22 protein-coding genes and 1 pseudogene are annotated in these 24,068 nt (G+C 70.6%); 9 read left to right on the forward strand and 14 right to left on the reverse strand.

Annotation, left to right across the window (positions count from 1 at the left end; translation table 11 throughout):
- Nucleotides 1-2: 2 nt before the first annotated feature.
- The 9 genes from R3F55_13375 (at nucleotide 3) to R3F55_13415 (ending at nucleotide 8,146) form a co-directional block, all read left to right on the forward strand.
- Entirely contained in the window at nucleotides 3-3,230 is a 3,228-nt protein-coding gene (locus R3F55_13375) for a hypothetical protein (protein MEZ5668403.1), read from the forward strand.
- A 211-nt stretch (nucleotides 3,231-3,441) separates the two neighbouring features.
- The gene (locus R3F55_13380) at nucleotides 3,442-3,810 is read left to right on the forward strand and encodes an AtpZ/AtpI family protein (GenBank protein ID MEZ5668404.1); all 369 of its coding nucleotides are present in this window, start codon (nucleotides 3,442-3,444) and stop codon (nucleotides 3,808-3,810) included.
- 33 nt (nucleotides 3,811-3,843) lie between these two features.
- Nucleotides 3,844-4,683 carry a F0F1 ATP synthase subunit A gene (locus R3F55_13385; protein ID MEZ5668405.1) on the forward strand — a complete coding sequence of 280 codons (840 nt, stop codon included), beginning with the start codon at nucleotides 3,844-3,846 and terminating at the stop codon, nucleotides 4,681-4,683.
- Nucleotides 4,684-4,755: 72 nt separating this feature from the next.
- Complete coding sequence (locus tag R3F55_13390) at nucleotides 4,756-4,989, forward strand: ATP synthase subunit C family protein (GenBank protein ID MEZ5668406.1); 234 nt, start codon at nucleotides 4,756-4,758, stop codon at nucleotides 4,987-4,989.
- A gap of 86 nt (nucleotides 4,990-5,075) precedes the next feature.
- Entirely contained in the window at nucleotides 5,076-5,567 is a 492-nt protein-coding gene (locus R3F55_13395) for a F0F1 ATP synthase subunit B' (GenBank protein MEZ5668407.1), read from the forward strand.
- A 25-nt stretch (nucleotides 5,568-5,592) separates the two neighbouring features.
- Nucleotides 5,593-6,075 (forward strand): F0F1 ATP synthase subunit B, encoded by a 483-nt coding sequence (locus tag R3F55_13400; GenBank protein MEZ5668408.1) that lies wholly within the window; start codon nucleotides 5,593-5,595, stop codon nucleotides 6,073-6,075.
- Nucleotides 6,076-6,330: 255 nt separating this feature from the next.
- A complete protein-coding gene (gene folE, locus R3F55_13405; protein ID MEZ5668409.1) occupies nucleotides 6,331-6,936 on the forward strand; it encodes a GTP cyclohydrolase I FolE in 606 nt (201 codons plus the stop codon).
- 19 nt (nucleotides 6,937-6,955) lie between these two features.
- The gene (gene hisI, locus R3F55_13410; GenBank protein ID MEZ5668410.1) at nucleotides 6,956-7,426 is read left to right on the forward strand and encodes a phosphoribosyl-AMP cyclohydrolase; all 471 of its coding nucleotides are present in this window, start codon (nucleotides 6,956-6,958) and stop codon (nucleotides 7,424-7,426) included.
- Nucleotides 7,427-7,540: 114 nt separating this feature from the next.
- The gene (locus tag R3F55_13415; protein ID MEZ5668411.1) at nucleotides 7,541-8,146 is read left to right on the forward strand and encodes a hypothetical protein; all 606 of its coding nucleotides are present in this window, start codon (nucleotides 7,541-7,543) and stop codon (nucleotides 8,144-8,146) included.
- 448 nt (nucleotides 8,147-8,594) lie between these two features.
- On the opposite strand, the pseudogene pnp reads toward R3F55_13415, so the two are convergent.
- The 14 genes and pseudogenes from pnp to ybeY form a co-directional block, all read right to left on the reverse strand.
- A pseudogene (gene pnp, locus R3F55_13420) lies at nucleotides 8,595-10,685 on the reverse strand (polyribonucleotide nucleotidyltransferase).
- 156 nt (nucleotides 10,686-10,841) lie between these two features.
- Nucleotides 10,842-11,111 carry a 30S ribosomal protein S15 gene (gene rpsO / locus R3F55_13425; GenBank protein MEZ5668412.1) on the reverse strand — a complete coding sequence of 90 codons (270 nt, stop codon included), beginning with the start codon at nucleotides 11,109-11,111 and terminating at the stop codon, nucleotides 10,842-10,844.
- Between the two features lie 17 nt (nucleotides 11,112-11,128).
- Nucleotides 11,129-12,097 carry a tRNA pseudouridine(55) synthase TruB gene (gene truB / locus R3F55_13430; protein MEZ5668413.1) on the reverse strand — a complete coding sequence of 323 codons (969 nt, stop codon included), beginning with the start codon at nucleotides 12,095-12,097 and terminating at the stop codon, nucleotides 11,129-11,131.
- A 4-nt stretch (nucleotides 12,098-12,101) separates the two neighbouring features.
- The gene (gene rbfA / locus R3F55_13435) at nucleotides 12,102-12,497 is read right to left on the reverse strand and encodes a 30S ribosome-binding factor RbfA (protein ID MEZ5668414.1); all 396 of its coding nucleotides are present in this window, start codon (nucleotides 12,495-12,497) and stop codon (nucleotides 12,102-12,104) included.
- A 54-nt stretch (nucleotides 12,498-12,551) separates the two neighbouring features.
- On the reverse strand, nucleotides 12,552-15,086 hold the full coding sequence (infB, locus tag R3F55_13440; GenBank protein MEZ5668415.1) for a translation initiation factor IF-2: 2,535 nt from the start codon (nucleotides 15,084-15,086) through the stop codon (nucleotides 12,552-12,554).
- Nucleotides 15,083-15,766, reverse strand: coding sequence for an RNA-binding protein (locus R3F55_13445; GenBank protein ID MEZ5668416.1), 684 nt, complete (start codon nucleotides 15,764-15,766; stop codon nucleotides 15,083-15,085). The genes infB and R3F55_13445 overlap by 4 nt, the downstream gene beginning before the upstream one ends.
- 54 nt (nucleotides 15,767-15,820) lie before the next feature.
- The gene (nusA, locus tag R3F55_13450; GenBank protein MEZ5668417.1) at nucleotides 15,821-17,383 is read right to left on the reverse strand and encodes a transcription termination factor NusA; all 1,563 of its coding nucleotides are present in this window, start codon (nucleotides 17,381-17,383) and stop codon (nucleotides 15,821-15,823) included.
- Nucleotides 17,384-17,390: 7 nt separating this feature from the next.
- The gene (gene rimP / locus R3F55_13455) at nucleotides 17,391-17,846 is read right to left on the reverse strand and encodes a ribosome maturation factor RimP (protein MEZ5668418.1); all 456 of its coding nucleotides are present in this window, start codon (nucleotides 17,844-17,846) and stop codon (nucleotides 17,391-17,393) included.
- Nucleotides 17,847-18,149: 303 nt separating this feature from the next.
- On the reverse strand, nucleotides 18,150-18,890 hold the full coding sequence (locus R3F55_13460) for a tRNA (guanine(46)-N(7))-methyltransferase TrmB (protein ID MEZ5668419.1): 741 nt from the start codon (nucleotides 18,888-18,890) through the stop codon (nucleotides 18,150-18,152).
- A 13-nt stretch (nucleotides 18,891-18,903) separates the two neighbouring features.
- Nucleotides 18,904-20,076: a methionine adenosyltransferase gene (gene metK / locus R3F55_13465; GenBank protein MEZ5668420.1), complete on the reverse strand. Its 1,173-nt coding sequence runs from the start codon at nucleotides 20,074-20,076 to the stop codon at nucleotides 18,904-18,906.
- A 238-nt stretch (nucleotides 20,077-20,314) separates the two neighbouring features.
- Nucleotides 20,315-20,785 (reverse strand): helix-turn-helix domain-containing protein, encoded by a 471-nt coding sequence (locus R3F55_13470; protein ID MEZ5668421.1) that lies wholly within the window; start codon nucleotides 20,783-20,785, stop codon nucleotides 20,315-20,317.
- Between the two features lie 174 nt (nucleotides 20,786-20,959).
- On the reverse strand, nucleotides 20,960-22,576 hold the full coding sequence (gene lnt / locus R3F55_13475; protein ID MEZ5668422.1) for an apolipoprotein N-acyltransferase: 1,617 nt from the start codon (nucleotides 22,574-22,576) through the stop codon (nucleotides 20,960-20,962).
- Nucleotides 22,577-22,636: 60 nt separating this feature from the next.
- Nucleotides 22,637-23,572: a hemolysin family protein gene (locus R3F55_13480; protein ID MEZ5668423.1), complete on the reverse strand. Its 936-nt coding sequence runs from the start codon at nucleotides 23,570-23,572 to the stop codon at nucleotides 22,637-22,639.
- Nucleotides 23,573-23,599: 27 nt separating this feature from the next.
- Nucleotides 23,600-24,061 carry an rRNA maturation RNase YbeY gene (ybeY, locus tag R3F55_13485; GenBank protein MEZ5668424.1) on the reverse strand — a complete coding sequence of 154 codons (462 nt, stop codon included), beginning with the start codon at nucleotides 24,059-24,061 and terminating at the stop codon, nucleotides 23,600-23,602.
- Nucleotides 24,062-24,068: the final 7 nt, after the last annotated feature.

Raw genomic sequence — 24,068 nt, forward strand, 5'->3', positions numbered from 1 at the left:
CGGTGCTGCTGGACAACGCCGACCGCAGCGCGCCGCCTGCGTTCAACGATCATGCCGAGATCGAGATCGCCCGCCGCATCGCCCGCGGCCAGGGCTCGGCCTACAAGGTCAACGGCCGCGAGGCGCGGGCCCGCGACGTGCAGGTGCTGTTCGCCGATTCCTCCACCGGCGCCCATTCCGCGGCGATGGTCGGCCAGGGCCAGGTCGCCAACCTGATCAACGCCAAGCCGACGCAGCGCCGCGCGGTGCTGGAAGAGGCCGCCGGCATCACCGGGCTGCACGCCCGCCGGCACGAGGCCGAGCTGCGGCTGCGGGCGGCCGAGTCCAACCTGGAGCGGCTGGACGACGTGATGGCCGCACTGGACGAACAGCTGAAGAGCCTGAAGCGGCAGGCGCGGCAGGCGACCCGTTATCGCAACATCTCCGACCACATCCGCAAGGCCGAGGCCGGGGTGCTGTACCTGAAGTGGCGCCGCGCGACCGCCGCGCGCAAGGCGGCCGCCGACGCGCTGCGGGCAGCCGAGGCGGTGGTGGCCGAGAAGGCCGAGGCAGCGGCGCTGGCCGGCGTCGTCCGCACCCGCGCCGCCGAGGCGCTGCCCGACCTGCGCCGCCGCGATGCCGAGGCCGCGGCCGCCGTGCAGCGGCTCGACCTGGCCGCCGGCCAGATCGACGAGGAAGAGCGCCGCAACCGCGACGCGGTCGGCAATGTCCAGCGCCAGCTGGAGCAGATCGACCGCGATCTGGAGCGCGAGACCGCGCTGCGCGCCGACGCCGACGCCGCCCTGGCGCGGCTGGCGCAGGAGCAGGCGGCGCTGCGCGCGGCACAGGACGGCGAGGCCGAGGCGCTCGCCGCGCTGGCGATGCAGATCGACAGCCTGTCCGCCGCGCTGGCCGACGACGAGGCTGGATTGGCCGCGGTCACCGAGGCGCTGGCCGGCGACGAGGCGGCGGATGCGGCCGCACGGCGCGAGGCCGAGCAGCTCGACGCGAGCGTCGCGCGGCTGCAGAGACGGATCGGCGAGCTGCAGGGCGAGGCGGACGCGCTGCGCCGCAAGATGGCGGAGGCCGACGACCGCGGCGCGGCCGCGGAGGGCGTCGCCCGGGCCGAGGCCGCCCGCACCGAGGCGCGCGAGCGGGCCGATGCCGCCGAGGCGGCGCACGGCGCGGCGCGGCGCGACCACGCCGCGGCCCAGGAGACAGCCCAGCGCCTGCGCACCGAGCGGGCCGGATTGGATGCCGAGGCGGCCACCCTGCGCCGGATGCTGGACGCCGGCGGCGACAGCCGCTGGCCGCCGGTGCTCGACGCGATCAAGGTGAAGCGCGGGTTCGAGACCGCCCTGGCCGCCGCCCTCGGCGACGACCTGCAGGGCTCGGTCGAGACCGAGGCGCCGCTGCACTGGCGCGAGGTCGCATCGCCGGACGGGCTGCGCCCGCTGCCGGGCGGTTGCCAGCCGATGAGCGACATCGCCCGCGCACCCGCGGCGCTGAAGCTGCGGCTGTCGCAGATCGGCGTGGTCGCGGACGATGCCGACGCGGCCGCGCTGGCCGCGGCGCTGGCGCCCGGCCAGCGGCTTGTCGCCCGCGACGGCCGGATGTGGCGCTGGGACGGGTTCCAGGCCGCCGCCGGTGCGCCGACCGCCGCGGCGATCCGGCTGGAGCAGCGCAACCAGCTCGACGCGGTCGAGGCGAAGCTGGCCGAGGGCGCCGGTGCGCTGGAAGCGGCCGAGGCCGCGCTCGCCGCGGCGGCCGGCGCGCTGACCGCGGCCGACAGCGCCGACCAGATCGCCCGCCGCGCATTGAGTCAGTGCGACCGCACGGTCAACGAAGCCCAGTTGCGGCTCGGCCAGGCCGAGCGCCGCGCGGTGGAGGCCGAGGCACGGCTTGCCGGCCTGGCCACCGCCGCGGCCGAGGCGGAAGAGCAATTGGCCGAGGCGCGCGGACGCCGGCAGGCGCTCGACGGCAGCCGGATCGGCGAGGAGGAATCAGCCCGGCGGCGGCAGCGGCGCGACCGTCTGCGCGCCGAGGTGGCGGAGCGCCGTGCCGGTCTGATCGATGCCCGCGCCCGCCGCGAGCAGGCGGTGCGCGAGGCGGAGTCGCGGAGCCGGCGCCTGGCGACCATCGACGGCGAGCGGGCCGAGTGGCGCGGGCGGGTCGACAATACCGACGGCCGGCGCGCCGATCTGACCGCGCGGCGCGACGACAGCACCGCCACGCTGCGCACCCTGGGCGAGGTGCCGCAGCGCATCGCCGAGAAGCGGGCCGGCCTGGCCGAGACCCGCCGCGGCGCCGAAGCGGCGCGGCGCGAGGCCGGCGATCGTCTGGCCGAGGCCGAGGCGGCGGCACGGGCCGCGGACGAGGCCGCCCGGACCGCCGATGCGGCGCTGGCCGAGGCGCGCGAGCGCCGCGTCCGCCACGAGGCGACGCTGGAGGCCGCCGACGCCGGGCTGACCGAGGCCGGCCAGCGGATTGCCGAACGCATGGAATGCGCCGCCCACGAGTTGCCGGCGCGTGCCGATCTCGACCCCGACGACGTGGCGCTCGACTCTCCCGACCTGCTCGCCCGGCTGGACGACCGCCTGGTCAAGCTGGTCCGCGAACGCGACGGGATGGGCCCGGTCAACCTGCGCGCCATCGAGGAGGCGGAAGAGCTCGAGGCCCGCATCGCCGGGCTGGCGACCGAGCGCGACGACCTGGTCCAGGCCATCGCCCGGCTGCGCCAGGGCATCGGCGCGCTGAACCGCGAGGGCCGCATGCGGCTGACGGCGGCCTTCGAGAAGGTCAATGCGCACTTCCAGTCGCTGTTCCACCAGCTGTTCGGCGGCGGCCGCGCCTATCTGGAACTGTCCGGCTCCGACGATCCGCTCGAGGCAGGCCTGGAGATCATGGCCTGCCCGCCGGGCAAGCAGCTGCAATCGCTGTCGCTGCTGTCGGGCGGCGAGCGGACGCTGACCGCGCTCGCCCTGATCTTCGCGGTGTTCCGCACCAACCCGGCGCCGATCTGCGTGCTCGACGAGGTCGACGCGCCGCTGGACGACGCCAACGTCGACCGCTTCTGCCGCCTGCTCGACGAGATGGTGCGCACGCTCGACACCCGCTTCCTGCTGGTCACCCACCACCGGCTGACCATGGCCAGGATGGACCGGCTCTACGGCGTGACGATGCCGGAGCGCGGCGTCAGCCAGCTGGTCTCGGTCGACCTCGGCGCCGCCGAACGCATGCGCGCGGCATAATCGCGCAAGCCGCCGCGGCCGCCGGCGGGGCTCGGAAAACCACAGAATCCGGCGTGATTCCGGCGGTGCGCCGGGCCGGTTTCGTTACCTTGACATCCCAGGGACCCCACCGTAATGTCCGCCCGCCCGAACGGGTTTCCGGCCGTCTTGCCGGGGCGCGGTCGGGACGAGGGGGCCCACGGGGCGGCTGCCCGTCGAGCGTCGATCGAGGATGGCGCGCCAGGACGATCACGATCGGCTCTCCGAGCTGGAAAAGCGCATCAGCGCGCTCAAGACCAGCGAGGAAGAGCGGAGCGGCGATCACGTCCGGCGCGCAGGCATGTCCGGCATGGGCGCCGGCATGCGCATCGCGGTCGAACTGGTCGCGGGCTTGGGCGTCGGTGTCGCGATCGGCATCGTGCTCGACCGTTGGCTCGGCACCAGCCCCTGGCTTCTGATCGTTTTCTTCATCCTCGGTTCGGGGGCCGCCTTCATGAACGTCTACCGCATCGCCAAGCGCATGGAGAAGCGTGCGAAGGAGGCGCGGGAGGCGGCGGAGCGAGAGGCGGCGGACCGCAAGGCGGGGCGGACCAGGGATTGACCGGCCCGGCGCGGGCCGCTTGACGGGTAGGCGATGGAACACGAGACCGAACAGACGACCGAGCAGCTGGAAGAGGCGGTCGGCGGCGCCGACGCGGTGCACACCGTGGTCGACGAAGCCGCGGCGCATGCCGAGAGCCATTCGCCGCTCGAACAGTTCACCATCAAGCCGCTGTTCGAGGTGAACCTGGGCGGACTGGACGTTTCGTTCACCAACTCGTCGCTGTGGATGGCGATCGCGATCGCGGTGGTGACGCTGCTGTTCTTCTACGCCACCCGCGCGCAGCGGCTGGTGCCGACGCGCCTGCAGGCCCTGGCCGAGATGCTGTACGGCATCACCGCCAACATGGTGCGCGACAATGTCGGCAGCGAGGGGCGCAAATATTTCCCCTTCATTTTCACGCTGTTCATGTTCGTGCTGTTCGGCAACCTGCTGGGGCTGATCCCCTACAGCTTCACCTATACCAGCCATATCGTCGTGACCTTCACCATGGCGGCGATAATCTTCGTCGCGGTGACGGTGATCGGAATCGTCCGGCACGGCCTCGGCTTCGGCAGGCTGTTCTTCCCCGAGGGCGCGCCGCCGGCGACCGCGGTGGTGCTGATCCCGATCGAGCTGATCTCCTACCTGTCGCGGCCGGTCAGCCTGTCGGTCCGACTGTTCGCCAACATGACCGTCGGCCACGTGCTGCTGAAGGTCATCGCCGGTTTCGTGATCGGCATCGGCGCCTCGATGTTCGTGGTTCCCGGCATCATTCCGTTCGCGCTGCTGGTCGCGGTGACGGTGCTGGAGCTGCTGGTCGCGGTGATCCAGGCCTATGTGTTCGCGATCCTGACCTGCATCTACCTGCACGACGCGCTGCACCTGCACTAGGCGCCGCGGCGGGCAGCCGTTTCACCCATCCGTCAACGAACACGTTTCAAGACCTACGAAAGGACCTCTGGCATGGAAGGCAATATCGTTGAAGGCCTGCGCTTCGTCGGTGCGGGCCTGGCCGCCATCGGCATGATCGGCTCCGGTATCGGCGTCGGTACCGTGTGGGCCAGCTACATCTCGTCGCTGTCGCGCAACCCGGCGTCGAAGGACGACATCGGCGCGACGATCTGGATCGGCTTCGCGACGACCGAGGCGATCGCGCTGTTCGCGCTGATCATCGGCATGATCGCGCTGTTCGTCTGATGCCGCTGCGGATGCCGGCGGCCCGATGCCGCCGGATGGCCGCGCCCCGACTGCTGTCCGTCTGAGCCGGACCGGAGCCCGCTACAGTGCCACAAGTCGATACCACCACCTTCCCGAGCCAGATCTTCTGGCTGATCGTGCTGTTCGCGATCTTCTACTGGATCGTGGCCAAGCTGATCCTGCCGCGGATGACCTCGCTGCTCGAGCTGCGGCAGCGCACCATCTCCGGCAATCTGGAGCGGGCGGAGGCGGCGCGGGCCGAGGCGGAAACCGTGCTGGCGGCCTATGAGCAGGCGCTGTCCCAGGCCCGTGCCCAGGCGCACGAGACGCTGAAGGCGGCGCACGAAGCCATCTCGGCCGAGGCCGCGCGCCGCGAGCAGGAGCAGGCGGCCGACATCGCCCGCCGCCTCAACGAGGCGGAGCAGCGGATCGCCGAGGCGACGGCAGCGGCGCGGGCGACGGTCGGCGAGGCGATCGCGGAGGTCACCGCCGACGTGGTCGGCCAGATCAGCGGCAAGAAGCCGACCGCCAAGCAGGTCGAGGACGCCGTGGCCGCGGCCCAGGCGTCGGCCGGCTGACCACCGGCGAGAGGGAGAGCGCAGCATGCTCGAGAATCCGGAGACATGGGTCGCCATCGCATTCGTGGTGACGGTGATCTTGATCGTCTGGAAGGGCGGCCGGTCGATGATGAAGACGCTCGACGACCGCGCCGAGGCGGTGCGGGCCGAACTCGACGCGGCCGAGAAGCTGCGCGAGGAGGCCCAGCACATGCTGGCCGACTACCAGCGCCGCCAGCGCGATGCGATCAAGGAGAGCGAGGCGATCATCGCCCAGGCCCGCACCGATGCCGAGGCGCTGATCGTCGACAGCCGGTCGAAGCTGGAAGAGACGCTGAGCCGGCGCGAGCAGCTGGCACTGGACCGGATCGCACAGGCCGAGGCCAACGCCCAGACCGAGATCAGGGCACAGGCGGCCCAGATGGTGATCGCCGCCAGCCGGCAGATCCTGGCCAAGCAGCTGGACGGTGCACCGGGCGACGCCCTGGTCGACGGCGCGATCAAGGACCTGCCCAAGCACCTGCACTGACGGGGCGCGCATCGACAGGGGTCCGGCGCGCGCCCGGCCCGCCCCGGACCTGACGCCAGCCGTAACTTTTCGTGAAGATCAATTGAATATCGCGGCCGGCGGCGGGCGATTAGGTTTGGCTTGCCGCATTTGCCGTCTATATCGTTCGGCGATGCCCCTGGCAGGTAACCCCGAGGCAGCGTGGAGACGGGCGAGGACATGACGGAAACGCGACGGATGGATACCCTGGTGAGCGAGGTCAAGGACCGGCTGGGCATGGTTGCCGAGCCCGAGGCCACGCTGCGCCGTCCGACCCGCGCGGAGGCCGAGGCTGCGGTCCGCACGCTGATCCAGTGGGCCGGCGACGACCCGGCGCGCGAGGGCCTGCTCGACACGCCGTCCCGCATGGTGCGCGCCTACCAGGAGTTCTTTGCCGGCTATGGCGAAGACCCGGCCGATGTGCTGGGCCGGACCTTCGAGGAGGTCGAGGGCTATGACGACATGGTCGTCCTGCGCGACATCGCCTTCGTATCCCATTGCGAGCACCACATCGTGCCCATTGTTGGCCGTGCCCACATCGGCTACCTGCCGGTCGGCCGCGTCGTCGGCCTGTCCAAGCTGGCGCGGGTGGTGGAGATGTTCGCGCGGCGGCTGCAGACGCAGGAGAAGCTGACGGCCCAGATCGCCGGCGCGATCGACACGGCGCTGCGTCCGGCCGGCGTGGCGGTGCTGGTCGAGGCGACCCATCACTGCATGGCCAGCCGCGGCGTCCAGCAGGCCGACACCCAGACCTACACCACGCGGTTCACCGGCCGTTTCGCCGACGAGCCGCGCCAGGAGCAGCGTTTCATGACGCTGGTGCGCGGCGATGGCCGGCGCTGAATCGGCGCATTCCGGATCGATGTTCGCCCGCCGCATCAGCGTCGAGCAGGTCGAGGAAGGCAACGAGCTGGCGCCCAGGTTCGACGCCGACGGCCTGCTGCCCTGCGTCACCACCGATCATGCTTCCGGCGAGCTGCTGATGCTGGGCTACATGAACGCCGAGGCGCTGCAGAAGACGATCGAGACCGGCGAGGCGCACTATTTCAGCCGTTCGCGACAGGTGCTGTGGCGCAAGGGCGCCACCAGCGGGCTGGTGCAGCACGTGGTGGAGATGCGGATCGACGACGACCAGGATGCGATCTGGCTGCGCGTGCGCATCGAGGGCGACGCCAGTTGCCACGTCGGCTACCGCTCCTGCTTCTATCGCTCGGTGCCTACCGGGGCCGACGTGCCGGCGGGCGGCGCGGTGACGCTGCGGTTCGAGGAGCACGCCAAGACCTTCGATCCGGTTGCGGTCTACGGCGACGCGCCCAATCCGACGAAGCTGTAGCGACCCGAACCGGCCCGCCCGGCCCATTGGCCGAAAAGCCCTGTTTACGTCCCTTTTTCGAATTCGTGCTCTCCTGTGCGGCCAAGCGTCATTGCCGATCAGGGAGAGAGAGCAATGTTTCGACTTTCGCCAAGGTCCGCCGCGGTCGCGGCCTCCGCCCTCGGTCTCGCCCTGCTCGGCGGGTGCTACACCGACGGCTCCGACAACAGGATCGTGGTCGCCAACGCCGCCTTCGACGACTACGATGTCGAGGCAGCCATTGCCAGCCTGGATGCCAAGGCCAACGACCGGATCGCCTGGCTTCGGACGATCACCGAGATCCTGGTCTGGACCGACATGGCCTATGACCTCAAGACCTATTGGGCCACGCCGGCGGCAGGCCAGGCTCTGCGCATGATCAACGGCGAGGACAACGCCTTCGCGTATATCAACAGGCTGGATCGCGAAAGCGGGACCAACGCCGGCTTGATGGAGAGCATGCTGGAGCATCTGGTCACGCGCACCTGCCCGCAGATTGCCGAATGTCCCGCCAGCGTGGTCGACGTGCTTTACGGCCGCCGGCAGATCGCGACGGCCGAGTTCGACGAGTATGTAAGGCGCGCACGTTGTACCTTTGGCAGCAACGGGGCATGTACGACGACGACCACCGCGACCGGGAACGAGGGCAACAACGGCGAAGGCGCGGCCGGCGGCGGCGATTCCGGCGGCCACGCCATGTGATCCGCCTGCCGCACGCCAGATCCCTGCAGCCGTAGGGGCTCTGCCCCGCAGAGGATCGACACGTCGCTGACCGCAGGGCGTTCGCTCCATGCAGACCGGGCACCCGGTCATGAAAACGGCGGCCCGAGGGCCGCCGTTGCATATTCCGAACCGTTCGATCGACTCAATCGTCGTCGTGGCTACGGCGCGCATGATCGCGATCCCGCTCGCGCCGGCGGCCGCGGTCGCGGTCGCGGCCGCCGCCACCGGCGAAGTCGACGTCGGCCGCATCGCCGCCGCGCGGGGCGAAGTCGCGATCGCCGCCGCCCTCGCGACGCGGACCCCGATCACGGTCGCGGTCGCCGCGGAAGCCGCCGCGATCCCCGCCGCGGTCGCCGCGGTCACGGTCGCGGCCGCCACCGCCACCGCCGCCCTCGCGTCTGGGCCGCTCGGCCACTTGCAGCGCCTCGCCGGTCGCCTGGTCGACGCAGCGCATCGACAGCCGCACCTTGCCGCGGTCGTCGAAGCCCAGCACCATCACCTTGACCGCGTCGCCTTCCTTGACCACGTCGGTGGTCCGCTCGACCCGGCCCTCGGTCAGCTCCGAGATGTGGACCAGGCCGTCGCGGTTGCCGATGAAGTTGACGAAGGCGCCGAAGTCGGTCGTCTTCACCACCTTGCCGTCATAGATCTTGTTGACCTCCGGCTCGGCCACGATGCCCTGGATCCAGTCGATCGCGCGCTGGATCACAGCCGCATCGACGGCGGAGACGTTGATCGTGCCGTCGTCCTCGATGTCGATTTTGGCGCCGGTGGTCTCGGTGATCTCGCGGATCACCTTGCCGCCGGTGCCGATCACCTCGCGGATCTTGTCCTTCGGGATGTTGATCACCGTGATCCGCGGTGCGAACTGCGACACCTCCTGGCGGGCGTCGCTGAGCGCCTTGGCCATCTCGCCGAGGATGTGCAGGCGGCCGTCGCGGGCCTGGGCCAGGGCGATCCGCATGATCTCCTCGGTGATCGAGGTGATCTTGATGTCCATCTGCAGCGAGGTCACGCCCTCGGACGTGCCGGCAACCTTGAAGTCCATGTCGCCGAGATGGTCCTCGTCGCCGAGGATGTCCGACAGCACGGCAAACCGCTCGTCTTCCTTGATCAGGCCCATGGCGATGCCGGCGACCGGCCGCGCCAGCGGCACGCCGGCGTCCATCAGCGCCAGCGAGGTGCCGCACACGGTCGCCATCGACGACGACCCGTTGGACTCGGTGATCTCGGACACCACGCGCAGCGTGTAGGGGAAGGCGTCGCGGTCCGGCATCAGCGGGTGCAGCGCGCGCCAGGCCAGCTTGCCGTGGCCGATCTCGCGCCGGCCCGGCGAGCCCATCCGGCCCGCCTCGCCCACCGAGTAGGGCGGGAAGTTGTAGTGCAGCATGAAGCGCTCGCGGTATTCGCCGGCCAGCGCGTCGATGATCTGCTCGTCCTGGGTGGTGCCCAGGGTGGCGACGACCAGCGCCTGGGTTTCGCCGCGGGTGAACAGGGCCGAGCCGTGCGCGCGAGGCAGGATGCCGACCTCGCTCATGATCGGGCGCACCGTCTTGGTGTCGCGGCCATCGATGCGCATCCCGGTGTCCAGGATCGCATTGCGGACCACGTCGCTCTCCAGCTCCTTGAAGGCGCCGGACACCGCTTCGCCGACCGCCGGGTCGTCGCCGGCCAGCTCTTCCTTCACCTTGCTGCGGACCGCGTCGAGCTTGTCGAGGCGGGCGGTCTTCTGCGGCTCCTTGTAGGCCTCGCGCACGCCGGCCTCGGCCGCTTCGCGCACGCGCGCGGCCAGCGCCTTGGCCTCATCGGTCTCCTGCGGCGCCGGCCAGGGCTCCTTGGCGCTGTCCTCGGCCAGCTCGATGATCAGGTCGATCACCGCCTGCATCTCGCGATGGCCCATGGTCACCGCCTCGAGCATCCGGTCCTCGGTCAACTCCTTGGCCTCGGATTCGACCATCAGCACGCCCTGCTGGGTGCCGGCCACGACCAGGTCGAGGTCCGACGACTGCAACTGCGTCATCGTCGGGTTCAGCACCAGCCTGCCGTCGACATTGCCGATACGCGCAGCGCCGATCGGGCCCATGAACGGCACGCCGGAGATGGTCAGGGCCGCCGACGCGCCGATCATCGAGGCGATGTCGGGATCGTTCTCGAGATCGTGCGCCAGCACGGTGGCCACGATCTGGGTCTCATTGAGGAAACCCTTGGCGAACAAAGGGCGGATCGGTCGGTCGATCAGCCGCGAGACCAGCGTTTCCTTCTCGCTGGGCCGTCCTTCGCGCTTGAAAAAGCCGCCGGGAATCTTGCCGGCGGCGAACGTCTTTTCCTGGTAGTTCACGGTCAGCGGGAAAAAGCCCTGACCGGGCTTCGGCTTCTTGGCGGCCACCGCGGTGCACAGCACCATGGTCTCGCCATAGGTGACGAGCACGGCGCCGTCGGCCTGGCGGGCGATGTGCCCGGTCTCCAGGATCAGGGGGCGCCCGCCCCAGGTGATTTCCTTACGAACCACGTCAAACATCAGATATTCCACTTCATCCGGGCACTCCGGCCCTCTTCCGCATCAAAAGCGGCGGCCCGGCATGCCCGCCCTTCGGGCGATGCCGTCCGCCGATCGTTCCAGCCAGGGGGAAGTGCCGCCGATCGCGCATCGGCCCGGCCGGCGGCGTGTCCATTCCTAGCGCCGCAGCCCCAGGCGCTCGATGAGCTGGCGGTACCGCCCCTCGTCCTTGCGCTTGAGGTAGTCCAGCAGGCGACGGCGCTGTCCGACCATGATCAGCAGCCCGCGCCTCGAGTGATGGTCCTTCTTGTGATTGCCCAGGTGATCGGTGAGGTTGCGGATACGCTCGCTTAGGATCGCGACCTGGACCTCGGGCGAACCGGTGTCGCCCTCCTTGGTCGCATATTCCCCGATCAGTTCCTGTTTCCGTTCGGCCGTAATCGACATCGTGCTCACTCCATAGGTCAGAGGTTCAGCACGCGAACCGGATGGATCTGCGTCACCGGACCGAAACGCGCGGCAAAGGCCGTATGCTGCGGGCCGAAATCCAGGCGGGCAATGGCGATGGGCGTGTCGCCCGCAAGGGCACACACCAAATCTCCATCGCACAGATCCCGGATGGTGTTCAGATCCACGGTTCGAAGCACTTGAACGGCCTGGCCTCGCCGCAGCCGCTCGGCTTCCATGTCGGTCACGGCCAGCGCCGGGATGTCGTCCAGCGCGGTCTTGACCGGCATGACATGCTCAAGACGCGCGGCACTATGCCCCAAAGCCTCTATATCCGAAAGGGAAATCGCGTCGCGCTCGGTGAACGGACCGACCCGCAACCGGCGCAGTGCGGCGACGTGCCCGAGGCAGCCCAGCGCCGTCGCCAGGTCGCGCGCCAGCGCGCGGACATAGAAGCCCTTGCCGCAATCGACCTCGAGTTCCGCCGTGTCCGCATCCGGCACGCCGACCAGCTCCAGCCGCTGCACAGTGACCGGCCGCGCATGCAGCGTGAACGCCTCTTCCGCGCGGGCCAGGTCGTATGCGCGCTCGCCATCGACCTTGATCGCCGAATAGCGCGGCGGCACCTGCGCGATCGTGCCGAGGAAGCCGGGCAGGGCGGCGCGGATCGCCGCCTCGTCCGGCCGCCGGTCGGAGGTCTCCAGCACCGCGCCCTCGGCGTCCTCGGTGTCGCGCCGCTCGCCCCAGCGGATGCGGAAGCGATAAGTCTTGGCGCCGTCCATGACGAACTGCACGGTCTTGGTCGCCTCGCCGAAGGCGATCGGCAGCAGGCCGGTGGCGAGCGGGTCGAGCGTGCCGCCGTGGCCGGCCTTGGCGGCGTCGAGCAGGCGGCGCGCCCGGCCGACCACCGCGGTCGAGGTGACCCCGGGTTCCTTGTCGACGATCAGCCAGCCATGTACCGCCTGGCCCTTGCGCCGGCGCGCCACGCCCTCAGTCCTCCGCCTCGCCGTCGTCGGACGCCGGCGCCACCCTGCGCAGCAGGCGGTCGATCGAGTCCGCGTGGTCGAAGCTTTCGTCCGGCACGAAGCGCAGCCGCGGCAGCGCACGCAGCCGCAGGTGGTGGCCCAGCAAGGTGCGCAGGTGCGGCGCCGCCCGGCCGAGTCCCTGGGCGATCGGCCCGACGTCGTGGCCGCCCAGCGGCAGGAAGAACACGGTCGCGTTCTTCAGATCGGGGCTGATCCGCACTTCGCTGATGGTCAGCGAGACGCCCTGCAACGCCGGGTCGTGCAGTTCCTCGCGCATGAAGATGCTGGCCAGCGCATGGCGGATTTCCTCGCCGACCCGCAGCTGGCGCTGGGACGGCAGGCCGGCCGGGTTCTTTCTCATCGGCGGCTCCAGCGGGCGGCCGGGCAGCGGGCCCGGCCGAATTCGCCCGTTCGGCTACAGCTTCGCGGCGACTTCCTGGACCTCGAAGCACTCGATCACGTCGCCGACCTGGATGTCCTGGTAGTTCTCGAAGCCCATGCCGCACTCGTAGCCGGCCTGGACCTCGCGCACCTCGTCCTTGAAGCGGCGCAGGGTGCCCAGGTTGCCCTCGTGGATCACCACGTCGTCGCGCAGCAGGCGCACCTTCGAGCCGCGGCGGACCACGCCATCGGTGACGCGGCAGCCGGCCACCTTGCCGGCCTTGGTGACCGTGAACACCTCGCGGATCTCGGCATGGCCGAGGAAGTTCTCCTGCAGGGTCGGCGCCATCAGGCCCTGAATCAGCGCCTTGGCGTCGTTGACGATGTCGTAGATCACCGAATAGTAGCGGATGTCGACGCCGTCGCGCTGGGCCATGTCGCGGGCCTGCGGGTTGGCGCGGACGTTGAAGCCGACCACCAGCGCCCCGCTGGCCTTGGCCAGGGTGATGTCGGATTCGTTGATGCCGCCCACGGCCGCGTGCAGCACGCGCACGCCGACCTCCTCGTTGGCCAGCTGCTCCAGCGCCGCCGCGATCGCCTCCACCGAGCCGTGCACGTCGGCCTTCAGCACGATGGCCAGTTCCTTCGACTCGCCCGACTTGATGGCGCTGAACATCTGTTCCAGCGTGCCGCGCGCCTGCGGAGTCGAATCCTGGTCGCGCTTGCGCCGGCTGCGGAATTCCGCCACCTCGCGGGCGCGGGATTCGCTGTCGACCACGATCACGTCGTCGCCGGCCTCCGGCGTGCCCTGCAGGCCGAGGATCGACACCGGCATCGACGGGCCGGCCGCCTCCACCTGTTCGCCGCGGTCGTTGACCAGGGCGCGCACGCGGCCCCACTCCGCGCCGGCAATGAAGATGTCGCCCGGCCGCAGCGTGCCGCGCTGGATCAGCGCGGTCGCCACCGAGCCGCGGCCGCGCTCCATGCGCGATTCGATGATCGCGCCCTGGGCGGGTCCGGTCGCATTGGCGCGCAGGTCCAGCAACTCCGCCTGCAGCAGGATCGCCTCGACCAGCCTGTCCAGGTTGGTGCCCTTCAGCGCGGAGACCGGCACGTCCAGCACGTCGCCGCCCAGCGCTTCGACCTGGATCTCGTGCGCAAGCAGATCGGTGCGCACCTTGTCCGGGTTGGCGTCCGGCCGGTCGATCTTGTTGATCGCGACGATCATCGGCACGCCGGCCGCCTTGGCGTGGCGGATCGCCTCCACCGTCTGCGGCTGGATCGAATCGTCGGCGGCGACGACCAGCACCACCAGGTCGGTCACCTTGGCACCGCGCGCCCGCATTGCGGTAAACGCCGCGTGGCCCGGCGTATCCAGGAAGGTGATCTTGTGGCCGTCGTCGGTGGTCACCTGATAGGCGCCGATATGCTGGGTGATGCCGCCCGCCTCGCGGCTGACCACGTCCGACTTGCGCAGCGCGTCCAGCAGCGAGGTCTTGCCGTGGTCGACATGGCCCATGACCGTCACCACCGGCGGACGCGGCTCGCCGCTGGAATCGTGCTCCGCGGTCAGCTCCAGACCCTGCTCGACATCGGCTTCTGTCACCCGGCGTGCCCGGTGGCCGAACTCGGTCACCACCAGCTCGGCGGTATCGGCGTCGAGCGCGTGATTGATGGTGGCCATCACGCCGCTGCGCATCAGCGTCTTGATCACGTCGGCGGCCCGCTCGGCCATGCGGTTGGCCAGCTCCTGCACCGTGATGACCTCGGGCACCACGACGTCGCGGATGACCTTGGTCTTCTCGCTGGCCCGCTGCTGCTGCGACAGGCGCTGCTTTTCCTTCTCCCGGGCGCGCCGGACCGCCGCCAGCGAGCGCTGGCGGTCCTCGGCGCTGCCGTCGAGGGCCTGTGCGATGGTCAGCTTGCCGGTGCGCCGCCGCGGCTCCGACCGCGCCCGGACCGGCGCCCGCTTGCCGGCAACGGCGCGCCGCTCCTCCTCGGGCTCGGCGGTCGCTTCCGCCGGCTCGCGCGCCGGTGCGTGGGCCGCATGCGGCCGGCGTGCCTGATCCGCGGCCACGGGTGGAACAGCCGCCGCCGGCTCCGCCGGCGCGGGCTGGGCCGCGCTGGTCGCCGCCTCGGCTTCGGCCTCCGCCTTGCGGCGCGCCTCGTCCTCGACGCGGCGCTTGGCTTCCTCGGCTTCGGCCTTGCGACGCTCCTCGGCCTCGATCCGGCGGCGCTCCTCCTCCTCGGCCTGGCGGACCTTGGCCTCTTCGTGGGCCTGGATCGCCTGCTTGAGCGCGCGGACGCGCGACTCCCGCTCGGTCTCGGTCAGGTCGGCGGCGCCGGTCTGCCCGCCGCGCTGGCCCTTCGGCCGGCTGGTCTTGGCAACCTCGACCGGCGGCCGCTCGACGGCGCGCTTGCGCTTGACCTCGACCGCAACGGTCTTGCTGCGTCCATGCGAAAAGCTCTGCCGGACCTGGCCGGTCTCGACCTGGCGGTTCAACTGCAACCGGCCGCGCCCACCCAGGCTGAGCGGCTTCTTCGTCTTGTCGTCTGTACCTTCGGTCATCGAGCCTCGCTATCCCCGCCACCGGCCGTCGCGACCGGGTCGAGTCCCCGGTACCGCGCCAGACGCCCGGCGGCGCCCATCACCTTCGTCGTCATCGGGCCAGCAGCGATCGCGGCGTGCACGCTTTCCTGCCGCCCGAACGGCCTGCCCAGCTGATCCGCGTCGAGAAGGTCCACCAACGGCACCGGCCGGTCCAAGGCCTGTGCCAGCGCCCGCAGCTTCCGCGCCCCATCCGCCTGACGGTCTCGCGCCGACAATAAGACCGATGCGCGGCCCGAGTGCAAGACGGCTCGCACTTTTTCATAGCCGCAGACGGCATCGCCCGCCCGCCGCGCCAGCGCGACGGCGGCGATCAAACGGTCGGTCAGAAGGCCGCCGACCCGGTCGGCAAGGTCGTCGGCGGCGTTGACCGCGGCTTTCGCCGCCCGCGCAAAGGCGCGGCGGCGCACCGCCTCGGCCACCGTGGCCGCGTCCGCCGTGACCCACAGGCCGCGGCCGGGCAGCTTGCCGTCGAGATCCGGAACCACCTCCTGGCCCGGCCCGACGACGAAGCGCAGCAGGTCCGCCGCGTCGCCGCGCGCACCGGTGACGATGCAGCGCCGCTCCGGCTCGTGCCGGAGCCGCCGCCGCGCGCCTGCGCCGGGGGCGTCATCCGCGCATGTCTGGGCTGCCGTGTTCAATCCATTCCCTATCTGCCGGCCGCTGCCGGCGCGCACCGCCGCGTGCCATCGCCATCAGGCCTCGGCCGCCGCTTCCTCGGCCTCGGCGGCGTCGCCGCCCGGTGCCGCGGCGTCCAGGTCGGTGAACCAGTGGGCGCGGGCCGCCATGATGATCGCATCGGCATCCTGCTGGCTCATCGCCCCGGTGCCGAGGATCTCGATCAGCTCGTCGCTGGCCAGGTCGGCGAGGTCGTCGAGCGTGCGCACCTCGGCCTCGCCGAGCTTCACCAGCATGGCGGAGGTCAGGCCCGGCACCTCGGCAAGATCGTCGGAGACGCCCAGCTCGCGCCGGCGTTCGGTCTCGGCGCGCTCGCGCTCTTCCAGGAACATCAGCGCCCGGTCGCGCAGCTCGGAGGCCACATCCTCGTCGAAGCCCTCGATCGAGGCCAGGTCGCCGGTCTCGGTGTAGGCGACCTCTTCGACCTTGGAAAAGCCTTCCGTGACAAGCAGATGGGCAATCACGTCGTCCACATCAAGGGCATCCATGAACAGCTGGCTGCGCGAGTGGAACTCCTGCTGCCGGCGCTCGCTCTCGTCCTCCTCGGTCAGGATGTCGATGTCCCAGCCGGTCAGCTGCGAGGCGAGGCGGACATTCTGGCCGCGCCGGCCGATGGCCAGGCTCAGCTGCTCGTCCGGCACCACCACCTCGATGCGGTTGGTCTCCTCGTCGAGCACCACCTTGGTCACCTCGGCCGGGGCCAGCGCGTTGACCACGAAGGTGGCCGGGTCCGGCGACCACGGGATGATGTCGATCTTCTCGCCCTGCAGCTCGGCGACCACCGCCTGCACGCGGCTGCCGCGCATGCCGACGCAGGCGCCGACCGGGTCGATGCCGGAATCGTTGGAGATCACCGCGATCTTGGCCCGGCTGCCCGGGTCGCGCGCCACCGCGCGGATCTCGATGATGCCGTCATAGATCTCCGGCACCTCCTGGGCGAACAGCTTCTTCATGAACTCGGGGTGGGTGCGCGACAGGAAGATCTGCGGGCCGCGCGGCTCCTGGCGCACGTCGTAGATATAGGCGCGCACGCGGTCGCCGTTGCGGAAGCTCTCGCGCGGCAGCAGCTCGTCGCGGCGCAGCACCGCCTCGCCGCGGCCGAGGTCGACGGTGACATTGCCGAACTCGGTGCGCTTGACCAGGCCGTTGACGATCTCGCCGACCCGGTCCTTGAACTCCTCGTACTGGCGGGCGCGCTCGGCCTCGCGCACCTTCTGGAAGATCACCTGCTTGGCCGACTGCGCCGCCACCCGGCCGAGGTCGATCGGCGGCAGCGGGTCGACCAGGAACTCGCCGATCTCGGCGTCCGGCTTGATCGCCCGCGCTTCCGGCAGCGTCAGCTGGGTCATCTGGTCCTCGACCTCCTCCACCACCTCGCGGTAGCGGGCGGTGGTGATGGCGCCGGTCTTGCGGTCGACGAAGGCGCGGATGTCGTGCTCTTGGCCGTATTTGGCCCGGGCCGCCTTCTGCACCGCCTGTTCCATGGCCTCCAGCACCTCTTCGCGGTCGATGCCCTTTTCGCGGGCGACCGCATCCGCCACCTGCAGCAGCTCGCCGCGCTGGATCGCGTAGTTGTCCATGGTCAGCTCAACCTCCTCGGTTCCCGGCGACGGCATGCGCAGCGGCCGCCTCGCCTTCGTCATCACCCTGCCCGTCGCACCCGGGCCCGGTCAGCGCACCGGGCAGCGTGCCCTTCATCGCGGCCTGGACCAGCGCGTCGGTCAACACCAGCTTGGCGGCGGCGATCTCGGCCAGCGGCACCGCCCATTCGCGGCCGTCGTCGTCGATCAGCGCGACCGGCCCGTCGTCCCCGGCCCGGGTGCCCTTCAGCACCCCGCGCAGCCGGCGGCGGCCGTCGACCAGCCGGGCCAACTCCACCTTCACCTCGAAGCCTGCAAAGCGGTGGAAATCCTTGGGCCGGGTCAGCGGCCGGTCGAGGCCGGGCGAGCTGACCTCCAGCGAATAGGCGCCGCGCACCGGATCCTCGACGTCGAGCAGCGCCGACACCACCTCGCTGATTGCCGCGCAGTCATCGACGGTCATGGTGCGGCCGTCCGCCGGCTCCGCCATGATCGCAGCACTGGCCGGCTGCCGCCGGCCAGCGACACGCGCACCAGCTCGAAGCCCTCATCGGGGCCAGGGCCGGCTCGATCAGGGCAGCCACGCGGGCCGTCAGTTCCAATCCCGTTCCCTCGCGGGCCGTGCGCGCCGGCGTTCGGCGGCGGAAGGCCTTGTTCGTGCCCCGGAAAACAAAAAGGGCGGGCCGCTAGGCCCACCCGTCTTTTCGAACCGGGGTCGTCTCATACATGACGACAACACCTAGATAGGATCAAAGCACGGCCCGAATCAAGGCTTATCGCAGCGGCGGTCGCCTTCGCGGCCGCGCACGCGGCGCTGCAGCCGCAGGAAAAGCGGAGCCCGGCCGGCCTGTCGCGCCTTGGCCTCATAGCGCGTTTCCGGCCAGTCGGGCGAGCGGGCCTGCCAGTCCTCCGGGCCCTCCGCCAGCCAGCGGAAGGCGGGGTGGGGCGGGGCCACCTGCAGCATCCAGCGGATCTGGGTGGGGTCGTCGGACGCCAGCCGCAATTCCGCCGCGTCGGCCATGACCCGCGCCAGCGCATCGAGCGTCTGCGGCGAGACGATGCGCCGCTCGCGGTGGCGGCGCTTCGGCCACGGGTCCGGGAACAGGATGAAGGCGCGGCCGACGCTGGCGTCGGCCAGCCGGTCGATTGCGTCGCGGGCGTCGCCGGCATGGATGCGCACGTTGGCGAGACCGCGTTCCGCGATGTGGCGCAGCAGGCTGGCGACTCCGTTCATGAACGGCTCGCAGCCGATCATGCCGATGCCGGGATTGGCCTCGGCCTGCCACGCCAGGTGCTCGCCGCCGCCGAAGCCGATCTCGAGCCACAGCATATCGAATCCCGCGCCGAACACGTCGCCGGCGCGCAACCCGTCGGGCGGGGCGTCGGCGAGCGGCAGGACGTGGCGCGGCAGGGCCTCGTTCAGCAGCAGGGCGCGGCCGGGTCGCAGCTTGCGCGCGCTGCGCCGGCCATAAAGCCTGCGCTGCTCGGTGGCCTCGCCGCCGCTCACGGCACCCGGCGCATCAGACGTGGAGGGCGGCTTTCAGGTCGTCGACCAGGTCCAGCCTTTCCCAGGAGAATCCGCCCTCGGCGTCCGGCTCGCGACCGAAATGGCCATAGGCCGCCGTGCGCGCATAGATCGGCCTGTTCAGGCCGAGGTGCTGGCGGATGCCGCGCGGGCTGAGGTTCATCACCTCCATCAGCGCCACCGCCAGCTTGTCCTCGTCGACCCGCAGGGTACCGCCGCCGTCGATGTAGATCGAAAGCGGCTTCGACACGCCGATGGCATAGGCCAGCTGGATCACGCATTTGTCTGCTAGTCCGGCGGCGACCACGTTCTTGGCCAGATAGCGCGCCGCATAGGCCGCCGAGCGGTCGACCTTGGTCGGGTCCTTGCCGGAGAAGGCACCGCCGCCGTGCGGGGCCGCGCCGCCATAGGTGTCGACGATGATCTTGCGGCCGGTCAGCCCCGCGTCGCCGTCGGGCCCGCCGATCACGAAGCGGCCGGTCGGGTTGACGTAGAACTCGTCCTCCGGGCACATCCAGCCCTCGGGCAGCACGTCCAGCACGAAAGGCCGCACCAGTTCGCGCACCTCGGCCTGGTCCAGCTTGGGGTCGTGCTGCGTCGACACCACCACCGAGGTGGCGCCCACCGGCTTGCCGTTGACGTAGCGCAGCGTGACCTGGCTCTTCGCGTCGGGCGCGAAGCCCGGCTGGTCGCCGGCATGGCGGGCGACCGCCATGCGCCGCAGAATCTCGTGGGCGAAGTGGATCGGCGCCGGCATCAGCGCCTCGGTCTCGCGGCAGGCATAGCCGAACATGATGCCCTGGTCGCCTGCGCCCTCGTCCTTGTTGCCGGCCGCGTCGACGCCCATCGCGATGTCGCCCGACTGTTCGTGGACGTAGCATTCGACGTCCATGTGCTGCCAGTGGAAGCCCTGCTGCTCGTAGCCGATGTCGCGCACCGCGTCGCGCGCCGCCTGGATCAGGGCATCGTGCGGCACCGCGGTGCGGCAGCGGGTCTCGCCCGCCAGCACCACCTTGTTGGTGGTGGCCAGGGTCTCGACCGCGACCCGCGCCTCGGCGTCGTGGCCGAGATACAGGTCGACGATGCTGTCGGAGATACGGTCGCAGACCTTGTCCGGGTGGCCTTCGGACACCGACTCGCTGGTGAACACATAGCTTCCACTGGCCAAGGTCGCCCCCTTGCTGGTCGTCGAATCGGGAAAGCGCATCCGCCCCGGATGCTGGGGGAATGCGTGCCGCTGTTCAGGCGGCACGCGCAACGCATGATGCGGCCCCGCGACGCCGTCCGGCGCGCACGTGTTTAGGCGGCACCCCCCGGCGCGTCAAGCCGACAGCCGCGCCGCCCGGCGCGCGCCGGCGCGGCCTGTCCCGAAGCGCGGCGGCCGGACGGCGCGCCGCCGCAGGATCTCAGCGGCCGTCGTCCTCGCCGGCCTTGGCCAGCGCCTTGGCCAGTTCGAACAGCCGCTTGCGCACGGCCGGCTCGGTGATCTTGTAGTAGGCGCGGACCAGTTCCAGCGTCTCGCGCTTCGACAGCGGGTCGCCGGCCTCGTAGTCGTCGGTCGCGCCCTCGGCGAAACCGCCGACATAGCTCGACGTGGCAACCTCGCCCGGCATGTCGTCGAAGAAGAAGGACACCGGCACGTCCAGGATGCGGCTCAGCTCGAACAGGCGGCTGGACCCGATCCGGTTGGCGCCGCGCTCGTATTTCTGGACCTGCTGGAAGGTCAGCCCGATGGCCTCGCCCAGTTTCTCCTGGCTCATGCCGAGCAGTGTACGGCGCAAGCGGACGCGCGAGCCGACGTGGACATCGACCGGATGCGGGCGATCGAGCTTGATGCGGGGTTTGCGTACGCCTGCCTTGCGTTTTTGAGCTGCCATACTTTTCACTGCCGTTGGAGTTGAGTGCACGAGGATCGGTTGTATATCACCGTATATGACATGCATTTGTATGCGGTCAACCACGCCGCTGCATGTGGCAAAAGCGCTTGATTATCGCCGAGGTTTAGTAACAGACGATATTACAAAAAAGATATTGGGTTTCCGGCGCCCTGTTCACGTCTGCGGCCGCTGCCGCGGGCGGCGGGCCGCGATCCCCCAGGCCAGCAGGCCGGCAACGATCGCCCAGAACGGCGCTTCGCCCAGCGCGGCATACAGCGTGCCGCCGGACAGCGGCAGGGGCAGGGGCGAATCGACCACGCCGCGCAGGCCCAGGTCCAGCCGCGCGAGCTCGCGGCCGTAGCCGTCGTAGACGGCGGAGATCCCGGTGTTGGCGGCACGGACCAGCGGCAAGCCTTCCTCGATCGCCCGTACGCGCACGATCTGCAGGTGCTGGCGCGGGCCCGGGCTGTCGCCGTACCAGGCGTCGTTGGTGATGTTGAGCAGCCAGGCAGGCTCCGGCCCGCCCTCCTCCTTCGGCCGCGCCGTCACCGCACCCGGGAAGATCGCCTCGTAGCAGATCAGCGGGCTGAACGGCGGCAGGCCATCCAGCGCGATCGTCTGCGGGCCCGGCCCCGGCGTGAAGCCGCCGCCGGAGGCGACTCCGGTGAACGAGATCAGGTCGCCGAACGGTACATACTCGCCGAACGGCACCAGATGGGCCTTGTCGTACGCGGTCAGCACCTGCGCGGTCGGGCCGATCGCCAGCATGGCGTTGTGCACCCGGCGCACGCCGTCGATACCGATGGTTACCCGCGGCGCGCCGGTCAGCAGATAGCCGCCGACCGGCGCCGCCACCGCCAGGTCGGCCAGCCGCACCGGATCGTCGGCCACCGGGAAGGTCACCGCGGTCTCGGGCCAGATCACATGGGTGACGCCGGTCCAGCCCTCGATTTTCGACATCTCGATCTGGGTATCGACATTGGGGTTGCGCAGCGCGTCGGCCCATTTCTCGGACTGGCTGAAATTGGCCTGCACCAGCCGCAGCAGCACGCCGGGCGTTTCCGTCGCCGGGTCGCGCAGGTCGGGGGCCAGGACCAGCCGCACGTGGCCGAAGACCGCGAGCACGGCGATCAGCCCGATCGCGCCGGCCGGCCACGCCCAGGCGCGGCGCGCCACCCGGCCGCTGGTTCCGTCGATGCCGGCCGCGGGCGCCATCATCGCCAGGAAGGTCAGCAGGGTCAGACCGAAGGCGCCGATCAGCGCGTTGGCCTGCAGCATGCTGTCGAACGGCCACCAGGCATAGCCCGGCATGTTCCACGGGAACCCGGTCAGCACCCAGCTGCGCAGCCATTCGCCCACGCCGAGGATCGCCGCCATTGCCGCCACCCGGCTCGGCCCGGCGAAGCGGACCCGGCGCCATGTCCACAGCGCGATGCCCCAGAAGATCGACAGCAGGATCGGCAGGCCGAGCCCCGCGAAGGGGATCATCCACCACCACCGCTCGATATCGACGAACAGCGCGTTGCACACCCACCACAGGCCGGCGACGAAATAGCCAAGGCCGAAGAACCAGCCGGTCCAGAACGCCGCCCGGCCCGGCCTGCGGCTGCGGTTGCAGCCGTCGCCGAGCCAGACCAGCCCGCTCAGCCCGACGGCCAGCCCGATCAGATCGTACAGCGGCGGCATCGCGGTCGCGGCCAGCGCGCCCAGCAACAATGCCGCGAGCTGCCGCTTCCAGCCGCTCAGCCCGGCGAGCCAGGCGACCACCGCAAGGCGCGGTCCCTCGGCCACGGCGTCCTCCGCCGGGCCGGTGCCGGTAGGAGCAGCGGAATCGCGCACCGGGGCGCCTACCTAGCCCAGGCCGGGCAGGTTGCTGACCCGCAGCTTGCGAATCCGACGGGGATCGGCATCCAGCACCTCGAATTCCACACCGGACTGGTGTTTCAGCACCTCGCCACGGGTCGGTACACGATCGGCCAGGGCGAACACAAGGCCACCGAGGGTGTCGAACTCGTCGCGCTCGTCCTCGACCGCAAACGGCGCCACCTCCGCCTCGAAGTCCTCGATCAGCACCCGGCCGTCGACGATCACGGTCCCGTCCGGGCGTTTTTCGATGACCGGTTCGGACGTGTCCTCGTGCTCGTCGCGGATGTCGCCGATGATCTGCTCGACCAGGTCCTCGATCGTGACCAGCCCGTCGACCCCGCCGAACTCGTCCACCACGATCGCCATGTGGGTGCGGTTCTGGCGCATCTCGGCCAGCAGTTCCAGCACCCGCATCGACGGCGGCACGAACAGCACGTCGCGCACGATCGGCTGCAGCGCGAAGCCGTCCGGGCTGCCCCAGGCGTTCATCAGGTCCTTGATGTGGATGAATCCGACCACGTGGTCGAGCGAATCGCGGAACACCGGCATGCGCGAATGCGCCTCGCGCTGCACCGTCGCGACGATCTCGTCCAGCGGCGTGTCGACGGCCAGCGCGACGATGTCCGGCCGCGGCACCATCACGTCCTCGACCGTGATCTCGTGCAGCTGCAGCACGTTGATGATCAGCGCCCGCTCGCTGCCGTCCTCGGTGTCGACCGCCTCCTCGGTCGAATCCTCGACCAGTTCCTCGATCGCCTCGCGCAGGCTCTCGCCGTTGCGCCGGCCCAGCATGGTGCGGATGGCGCGGCGCAGCCAGCCGGACTGGCCGGCCGGGGCGCCGTCGACCGGCGCGGCCGGTCGTGTCGAGATACTCGGAGGGTCCTCGGCCGCGTTGCGGCCACTGCCTGCGCTCACGCTCATGTCCTGCCAGGTCCCGTCTGGCCCCTTCTACGCTCCGATCGGCGCGGCCTGCGCCGTCGACGCATCGGCATAGGGGTCGGCGACGCCGAGCCCGGCCAGGATCGCCGTCTCCAACGCCTCCATGCGCTCCGCCTCCGCCTCTTCCCGATGGTCGTGGCCGAGCAGGTGCAGCACCCCGTGCACGACGAGATGCGCCACGTGGTCGGCCAGCCGCTTGCCATCGGCCTCCGCCTCGGCCCGGCACGTCTCGTAAGCCAGCACCACGTCGCCGAGCAGCAGCGGCATCGCCGCCGCCGGAGCCGCCAGCTCGGCGGGCGTCGCGGCCGGGAACGACAATACGTTGGTCGGCCGGTCCTTGCCGCGCCAGCGCGCGTTCAGGCTGCGCACGGCCGCGTCGTCGTCGAACACCACGGTCAGCTCCGCGATCCGGCCGCGACCCAGCGCGGCCGCCACCGCCGCCCCCGCCGCACGCCGGGCGGTCTCGCACAGCGGTCCC

This window comes from Alphaproteobacteria bacterium (assembly GCA_041396705.1).
GTDB lineage: Bacteria > Pseudomonadota > Alphaproteobacteria > CALKHQ01 > CALKHQ01 > CALKHQ01.

Excerpts from the sequence above, each read along its gene's own strand:
- R3F55_13380 (MEZ5668404.1), top strand. The coding sequence starts at position 3,442 with ATGGCGCGCCAGGACGATCACGATCGGCTCTCCGAGCTGGAAAAGCGC.
- R3F55_13385 (MEZ5668405.1), top strand. The coding sequence starts at position 3,844 with ATGGAACACGAGACCGAACAGACGACCGAGCAGCTGGAAGAGGCGGTC.
- R3F55_13390 (MEZ5668406.1), top strand. The coding sequence starts at position 4,756 with ATGGAAGGCAATATCGTTGAAGGCCTGCGCTTCGTCGGTGCGGGCCTG.
- R3F55_13400 (MEZ5668408.1), top strand. The coding sequence starts at position 5,593 with ATGCTCGAGAATCCGGAGACATGGGTCGCCATCGCATTCGTGGTGACG.
- folE (MEZ5668409.1), top strand. The coding sequence starts at position 6,331 with ATGGTTGCCGAGCCCGAGGCCACGCTGCGCCGTCCGACCCGCGCGGAG.
- hisI (MEZ5668410.1), top strand. The coding sequence starts at position 6,956 with ATGTTCGCCCGCCGCATCAGCGTCGAGCAGGTCGAGGAAGGCAACGAG.
- R3F55_13415 (MEZ5668411.1), top strand. The coding sequence starts at position 7,541 with ATGTTTCGACTTTCGCCAAGGTCCGCCGCGGTCGCGGCCTCCGCCCTC.
- rpsO (MEZ5668412.1), bottom strand. The coding sequence starts at position 11,111 with ATGTCGATTACGGCCGAACGGAAACAGGAACTGATCGGGGAATATGCG.
- rbfA (MEZ5668414.1), bottom strand. The coding sequence starts at position 12,497 with ATGAGAAAGAACCCGGCCGGCCTGCCGTCCCAGCGCCAGCTGCGGGTC.
- infB (MEZ5668415.1), bottom strand. The coding sequence starts at position 15,086 with ATGACCGAAGGTACAGACGACAAGACGAAGAAGCCGCTCAGCCTGGGT.
- nusA (MEZ5668417.1), bottom strand. The coding sequence starts at position 17,383 with ATGGACAACTACGCGATCCAGCGCGGCGAGCTGCTGCAGGTGGCGGAT.
- rimP (MEZ5668418.1), bottom strand. The coding sequence starts at position 17,846 with ATGACCGTCGATGACTGCGCGGCAATCAGCGAGGTGGTGTCGGCGCTG.
- R3F55_13470 (MEZ5668421.1), bottom strand. The coding sequence starts at position 20,785 with ATGGCAGCTCAAAAACGCAAGGCAGGCGTACGCAAACCCCGCATCAAG.
- R3F55_13480 (MEZ5668423.1), bottom strand. The coding sequence starts at position 23,572 with ATGAGCGTGAGCGCAGGCAGTGGCCGCAACGCGGCCGAGGACCCTCCG.